The sequence below is a fragment of the Mesorhizobium sp. M7A.F.Ca.CA.001.08.2.1 genome, assembly GCF_003998455.1.
Lineage (GTDB): Bacteria > Pseudomonadota > Alphaproteobacteria > Rhizobiales > Rhizobiaceae > Mesorhizobium > Mesorhizobium ciceri.
The window spans coordinates 1-6,407 of record NZ_RZPW01000337.1; the positions used below are offsets into that span (position 1 = coordinate 1).

At 62.6% G+C, this 6,407-nt stretch carries 8 protein-coding genes; 4 read left to right on the plus strand and 4 right to left on the minus strand.

The features are described from left to right. The 3 genes from EN914_RS19785 to EN914_RS19795 form a co-directional block, all read right to left on the minus strand. Nucleotides 1–203 (minus strand): TCP-1/cpn60 chaperonin family protein (locus EN914_RS19785; RefSeq protein ID WP_281034660.1); only part of this gene is annotated, 203 nt, incomplete at its 3' end. 62 nt (nucleotides 204–265) lie between these two features. Next, nucleotides 266–562 carry a co-chaperone GroES gene (gene groES, locus EN914_RS19790; RefSeq protein WP_006203049.1) on the minus strand — a complete coding sequence of 99 codons (297 nt, stop codon included), beginning with the start codon at nucleotides 560–562 and terminating at the stop codon, nucleotides 266–268. A 164-nt stretch (nucleotides 563–726) separates the two neighbouring features. After that, nucleotides 727–1,359: a class I SAM-dependent methyltransferase gene (locus tag EN914_RS19795; RefSeq protein ID WP_245467728.1), complete on the minus strand. Its 633-nt coding sequence runs from the start codon at nucleotides 1,357–1,359 to the stop codon at nucleotides 727–729. 278 nt (nucleotides 1,360–1,637) lie between these two features. Here EN914_RS19795 and EN914_RS19800 point away from each other — a divergent pair, with 278 nt between their 5' ends. Then, entirely contained in the window at nucleotides 1,638–2,489 is an 852-nt protein-coding gene (locus tag EN914_RS19800; protein ID WP_024504862.1) for a hypothetical protein, read from the plus strand. 8 nt (nucleotides 2,490–2,497) lie between these two features. Here EN914_RS19800 and EN914_RS19805 read toward each other — a convergent pair whose 3' ends face one another. Next, nucleotides 2,498–3,124, minus strand: coding sequence for a TetR/AcrR family transcriptional regulator (locus EN914_RS19805; RefSeq protein WP_024504861.1), 627 nt, complete (start codon nucleotides 3,122–3,124; stop codon nucleotides 2,498–2,500). Nucleotides 3,125–3,248: 124 nt separating this feature from the next. Here EN914_RS19805 and EN914_RS19810 point away from each other — a divergent pair, with 124 nt between their 5' ends. The 3 genes from EN914_RS19810 to EN914_RS19820 form a co-directional block, all read left to right on the plus strand. Further along, entirely contained in the window at nucleotides 3,249–4,436 is a 1,188-nt protein-coding gene (locus EN914_RS19810; RefSeq protein WP_024504860.1) for an MFS transporter, read from the plus strand. Nucleotides 4,437–4,448: 12 nt separating this feature from the next. Next, nucleotides 4,449–5,726 carry a D-arabinono-1,4-lactone oxidase gene (locus EN914_RS19815; protein ID WP_024504859.1) on the plus strand — a complete coding sequence of 426 codons (1,278 nt, stop codon included), beginning with the start codon at nucleotides 4,449–4,451 and terminating at the stop codon, nucleotides 5,724–5,726. Beyond that, on the plus strand, nucleotides 5,726–6,407 hold a 682-nt coding region (locus EN914_RS19820; protein ID WP_206527218.1), incomplete at its 3' end, for an alanine racemase. The genes EN914_RS19815 and EN914_RS19820, both read left to right, overlap by 1 nt.

The window sequence follows — 6,407 nt, forward strand, 5'->3', positions numbered from 1 at the left end:
TTCTCGAACTTGTCTTCAAGCTCGATTTCCTTGGCGACGGTGACGCCGTCCTTGGTGATGCGCGGGGCGCCGAACGACTTGTCGATGACCACGTTGCGGCCCTTGGGGCCGAGCGTGACCTTCACCGCGTCAGCGAGGATGTTGACGCCGCGCAGCATGCGCTCGCGGGCATCGCGGGAGAATTTTACGTCTTTGGCAGCCATTTTTAGCTCCTGGCAGGGGCTTTGATCGAGCCCGGGAATTCAGTTGACGGAAAGGCCTGATATCAGCCGATGATGCCCATGATGTCGGATTCCTTCATGATCAGAAGGTCTTCGCCATTGAGCTTGACTTCGGTGCCCGACCACTTGCCGAACAGGATGCGGTCGCCGGCCTTGACGTCCAGCGGGACCAGCTTGCCAGCTTCGTCACGAGCGCCGGAGCCGACAGCGATGATCTCGCCTTCCTGCGGCTTTTCCTTTGCCGTGTCGGGGATGATGATCCCGCCAGCGGTCTTGGATTCGGATTCGACCCGGCGAACGACCACGCGGTCATGAAGCGGGCGGAACTTCGACTTTGCCATTTTTTCTTCCTCGATGAGAACGGTGAGAAACAGTTCCTCCATCCGGCGGCGCCGGACATGTGGTTAGCACTCACCAAAGGCGAGTGCTAACGTGGCGCTGAAATAGGCTGGCGGCGCGCCGGAGTCAAGGCGCTCGGAGCGCCTCTTGGCGCATGATGATGAACTTACCGGTGCCTGGCCGAACCGAGCACCAGAAGCGGGCACCGTTCCGCCAGCGGATAGCTTCCGCTCGGCACGACGCGCACGTCGCCGAACCAGTTGGCTGCCTCGTTGGTCAGCGTGGCCAGCGTCGCGAAGCTGTAGCTTATGTCCGAGCCTGCATAGACGTCGATCGTGTTGATCGAGGTCATACTCCATCCTGTTCGCGCGGCAAGAGCTTCGCGGTCCGGAAACAGTCTGCCGAATGCATCGCGGATCGTTGCCACCTTGATGGTAAAATCGCGGTCGTCGGTCGTACACGCCATCGCAATCCGCCATTTGAGCGCGTGGAAATTCTCGATCCCGCCGGCCAGAACCAGAGCTTCGATGCCGCACAGATCGTCCGCCGTTTCCGGTCGTGCGAAGACGCGGATCGCTGCGCGCCTGCCAGGCTTCAGCACCCTGGCGACCTCGCCAAACAACGAACTGCGCGCCGCCTGGGAAGCGACCGCCGACAGGCATCCGTCGCCGATGACGGCGTCGATGCTTGCGCGGTCCACGGGCAGGTTAAGCCAGTTGCCGGCGATTGCCCGTCGCGAGCCGTCGTCGCCAGCCCATACGCCGGAAATCATGGCCGCCGACTGGTCGACCGCCAACATCGACTTGCCCAGAACTGCCAATTCCGGGGTAACCCCCAAGAGAAGGACATCGGCATTTCCGAGATCAAGTTCGATCGAATATAGCGACGGTTTCCGCTGTCGGCCGGAGCGGCGCTTCCAGAAGTTTCCAATGGCGGTGGTAATCGTCCCAATGATTTGTCATGCAATTCCATTGGCCCCCTGCACGCCTGGATTTTGGATATCACCGGGGCTTAATAGAGGTCGTTGGACAAGCCAAGAGATTTCAAGGCATCTACAGACAGTCCAGGAGGTGGATAGTGGCGCGTATCGCCGTGATAACGCATGAGCATGACAGGTTCCTGGGCAGGCGCGATATTCTGCTGCGCAGGAGCAGCCCATACATGCTGTTCGACATTCTTGCGGAATTGAAAAGGCGCGGCCATTCGATTCGGGTTCAGCAAGGCCTGTCGAAGCCGGTCAGCGCCGATATGGCGGTATTGCATGTCGATGCCACGGTGACGCCCACGGACTATGTCGACTATGCCCGGAGTTTTGCATTCTGCCTCAACATCGGCGCCGCCGACATATCCAAACGGCGGATCAGTGGTGCATTGATCGACAAAACCGACAGCTGGCAAGGTCAGGTGATCGTCAAAAGCAATCTCAACAATCGGGGAATCCCGGAGACGCTCCTCAACCGGCGATCCGAGCGCGCGGGCAAACAGCCGCCGTTTCCGCATTTGCCAATCTTGCACCCCTATGAGATCCACAGATCTCTCGGCGACGTTCCGGACGGCGTCTTTGATTGCGACGATCTCGTCGTGGAAAAGTTCATTCCGGAGAGAGAACCCGACGGTTTTGCTGTTCGTTTCTGGGTGTTTTGCGGAGAGCGCGAGCGCTGCACCCGCTACGTCTCCCCGAACGGCCTGGTCAAGGCATCGGAGACGATCCGGCGCGAGCCCGTCCCGGTGCCCGACGAATTGCGTGAGCGCCGGCGTGAACTCGGCTTCGACTATGGAAAATTCGATTTCGTCATGCATGAGGGCAGGGCCATCCTCCTCGATGCGAACAAGACTCCCGGCCGTCCGCAAAACCTCGTCAAGATGTTTGCGGCCGGCGCTTCGGATCTGACACACGGCTTCGAAGGCCTCGTCCATCGGGCGAAATAGGCGCGGCTCTAGAGAAACAGCCGCAGCTGCGTGTGAATGATAGACCGGTAATCCTCGATGGTCCGGCGGCTTTCCGCCTCGTCCTCGGCGAGCGCCAGGCGCACCACACCGCCGGCGAGCTGGAAGATCAGCAGAACCATGCGTTCGAACTGCTCGCGCTTTTCCGGCTCGATCAGGGCGATGACATGGTCGCAGAACATTTTGGCTTGGTGCCGCGTTTCGGCGAGGTCGAGGTTCTTGAGCGCCTTGTCGGCCTGGATGGCGTTCTGCAGGTCCTGGATGGCCGGATCGCCGGCGACACGGCTGAGATAATCATCGAGCAGCCGGTCAGCGGCCACGATGACATCTTTCGCCTCGTGGATTTCGGCGATGATCGTCGTCAGCCGTGCCCGGCTGACCTCTGAAAACCGCTCATAGAGCATCGCCAGGATCGCCGATTTGTTGGGAAAATAGTGGTAGACGGTGGCGATCGGCCCGCCCGCCAGCATGCCGACCTCCTTCATGGTGACGGCGTCGATACCCTTTTCCCCGATCAGCCGCATGGTCGTCGACAGGATCGCGTCGATGCGCTCGCGGCTGCGTTGCTGCTTGGGCCTGCGCCTCGGCTCGGTCGCCATTCTCTTCAATTCCGTCATGCACCGATCTTTCGCACGGTTTTTAGATTCCGGTTGACAAGAAATATGATCAAGTATCAGTTTCTGAAATACTGACAGGTTGTCAGCTTTTTTGCCGCGCGGCAAGGACGTTGGGGAGGCGCCTTTGGCTTCGACAGATACCGGCCACGCAGGCAGTGGCGACTGGTTGGTCGGCAATCCGACCGGCTGGCAGCTCGCCTCGGCCCTGTGGATCGGTTCGGTCGGCCTGCTCATCCTCGGCCTGCAGCCGGTGCTGCTCGGAGCTCTCTACACCGAAGGCCATGTCAGCGGCGACGAACTGGCGCTGGTCGCCACCGCCGAGATGATCGCCATTGCCATCGGTTCGGCCGTCGTGGCGATGCTGCTTTCGGCCCACAATATGCGCTGGAAAAGTGCCGTCCTTCTGCTGCTGCTGGCGCTGGCCAATGTGTGGACGGCCTATGCCGCGAGCGCCAACATGCTGATTGCGGCCCGCGCCCTTGCCGGGCTCGCCGAGGGCGGTCTGGTCGCCATCGCCACCGAACTGATCGCCCGCTCGCGGCGTGCCGAGCGCATCGGCGGCTATTTCGTCACCATGCAGACGCTGGCGCAATGCGCGCTCGCCCTGTTGCTGGCGCTCTATGTCATCCCGGCCGCAGGGTCGGCGGGTGGCTTCATCGTTCTTGCCGTCGTCTGCGTCGTGTCGCTGGCGGTCGCTTTCACTGTCCCAGGTGACTATGCCGACCTGCCCAAGGAAGAGAATCTGGCCAATGTGCTGACGGTTCCCTCGATGACCGCGCTGCTGTCGGTCTTCTGCTACTTCATGTTCTTCGGCGCGGTCTGGGCTTTCCTGGAGCCGCTAGGCGCGCAATACGGCATCGATGGCCGCACCGTCGGCCTGATCGTCTCGGCCAGCCTCGCGGTGCAGGTCCTGGGGGCGATGACGGCGACCGCGTTCGAGGCGCGCATCGATTATCGCCTTGCCATCGCGGCGATCGGCGTCGTGGCGCTTGTCAGTTCCCTGGTTCTTGCCAGCAGCCCCGGCCTGACGACGTTCTGGGTCGCTGCCTTGGCCATGGGCTTTATCCTGCTGTTCATCGTGCCCTACCAGATCCGTCTGGCGATCACCGCCGACGAGACGCGCACCGCTGTGCTGCTGGTGCCGGCAGCCCAACTGTTCGGCCTGGCGATCGGGCCGATTGCGGCGTCGCTGCTCATCGATGGCAAGGATTTCCGGCCGGTGCCGGAATTCGCCGCCGCCAGCGCGGTGGCAAGCGTGGCGCTGCTCGGTCTCTTCGTTCTTGTGTCACGTCGCCGTCGTGCGGTTGCCTGAGCGGGGAGCGCCATGTCGAACACCTGGAGCAACTGGTCGGGCTTCGTAAGTGCCGAGCCCAAGCTGATCGCCAGCCCCGGCGATGCCGGTGAACTCGGTGATCTCGTCCGGACCGCGCCTGGCCCGGTGCGCGTTGCCGGCGCCGGTCATTCCTTCACACCGCTGGTGAAATCGCAGGGCACGATCCTGTCCCTGGAGAGACTGGAAGGGCTGGTCTCGCACGACGCGCAAAAACATCAGGCGCGGGTGCGGGCAGGGACCCGGCTCGGCCCGCTCATGCACATCCTGCAAGGCATTGGCCAGGGCCTGCCCAACATGGGCGATATCGACCGCCAGGCGATCGGCGGCGCGCTGGGCACAGCCACGCACGGCTCTGGGCCGACGCTCGGCGCCTATCACACGCAGCTGGAGACGGTGCAGATCGTCGACGGGCTTGGCAAGGTCCGCGACTTCAAGCGGGCAGGGGATCGGGACATGATCCACGCCATCGGTGTCGCGCTCGGCGCTTTCGGCGTGCTCACCGAAGTGACGCTGAACAACATCGCGACCTACCGGTTGCGCCGCCGCAAATATGTGCTGCCGATCACCGAGATGCTGCGTGATTTCGAGGCGATGATGGCCGCGCATCGCTCGGCCGAATTCTACTACATTCCGTTTTCCGGCTATGCGCAGTTCATCGCCAGCGATTTCAGCGATGCCGCACCCACCACGCGGCCGCCGGAAGAGGACGAGGCGGGTTTGAGGACACTGCGCAGGCTGCGCACTTCACTTGCCTGGCTGCCATCGCTGCGTGGCCGCCTGATCCGATCGGCGGCCGCCAAATTTCCCGCCGAGGACTACGTGCAGGACTGGCTCAACGTCTATGCCAGCGACCGGCAGACCAAGTTCAACGAGATGGAATATCATTTGCCGTTCGAGGAAGGGCCGAAGGCGCTGGCCGAGATCATCGAGCTGACCGAGAAGCGCTTTCCCGAGGTCTATTTCCCGATGGAGGTGCGCTCGGTCGCGCCGGACCAGTTCTGGCTTTCGCCATTCTACAACAGGCTGACCTGCTCCATCGCCATCCACCATGACGCCGCGAACGATCCTTTGCCGTTCATGCGGGCGGCAGAGCCGATCTTCCGCAGATATGGCGGCCGGCCGCATTGGGGCAAGATGCACAGCCTCAAGGCGGCGGAGCTGAAAAAGCTCTACCCGCGCTGGGACGATGCCATGGCGGCGCGCCGCGACATCGATCCGGAAAACCGCTTCGTGTCGCCCTACATGGCCGGCCTGTTCGGCATCGAATGATGAGCACCTATTTTTCCACCCTCTCGGATGCGCTGAAGACCGCCGGCATCTTCCGACCCTGCCTGCTGCTCGACCGCGATCGGCTGGACGGAAACATTGCCCTGGTAAAAAGGAGGCTGGATCCCGGCCTGGCCGTGCGGCTGGTCGACAAATCGCTCGCCTGCCTGCCGCTGCTTGCGCATATAGGCAAGGCGCTTCGCCATGAGCGCTTCATGACCTTCCCCCCGCCGATCAGCAAGGCGGTGCTGAAGGCGTTTCCGGATGCCGATCTGCTCTACGGCAAGCCGATGCCGATCGGTGCGGCAAGGGCTGCGCTGGTGAAGGGTGATGCCGACTGGTCGCGTGTCTGCTGGCTGATCGACAGCGAGGAGAGACTGGCGGAATACGGTGCTCTCGCTGACGAACTCGGCATCGGCCTGCGCATCGCTTTCGAGATCGATGTCGGGCTGCATCGCGGCGGCTTTGCTGATCCCGCGGCCTTGTCGAAGGCGCTGAGCGCGTTGCCGGTCCGGCTGCATTGCGAAGGCGTCATGGCCTACGAGGCGCATGCGCCGCTCATTCCCGGCCTTTTCGGCGGACCGGCAAAGGCATTGGCGGAGGCGTCGGCGCAGGCTGCGGCGTTCGTCGCCTGTCTCGGTGCCGACCAGCGCCGCATCCTCAACATCGGCGGCAGCAAGACCG

Coding starts and splice junctions, on each gene's coding strand:
- groES (WP_006203049.1), bottom strand. CDS start 562: ATGGCAAAGTCGAAGTTCCGCCCGCTTCATGACCGCGTGGTCGTTCGC.
- EN914_RS19795 (WP_245467728.1), bottom strand. CDS start 1,359: ATGTTGGCGGTCGACCAGTCGGCGGCCATGATTTCCGGCGTATGGGCT.
- EN914_RS19805 (WP_024504861.1), bottom strand. CDS start 3,124: ATGACGGAATTGAAGAGAATGGCGACCGAGCCGAGGCGCAGGCCCAAG.
- EN914_RS19815 (WP_024504859.1), top strand. CDS start 4,449: ATGTCGAACACCTGGAGCAACTGGTCGGGCTTCGTAAGTGCCGAGCCC.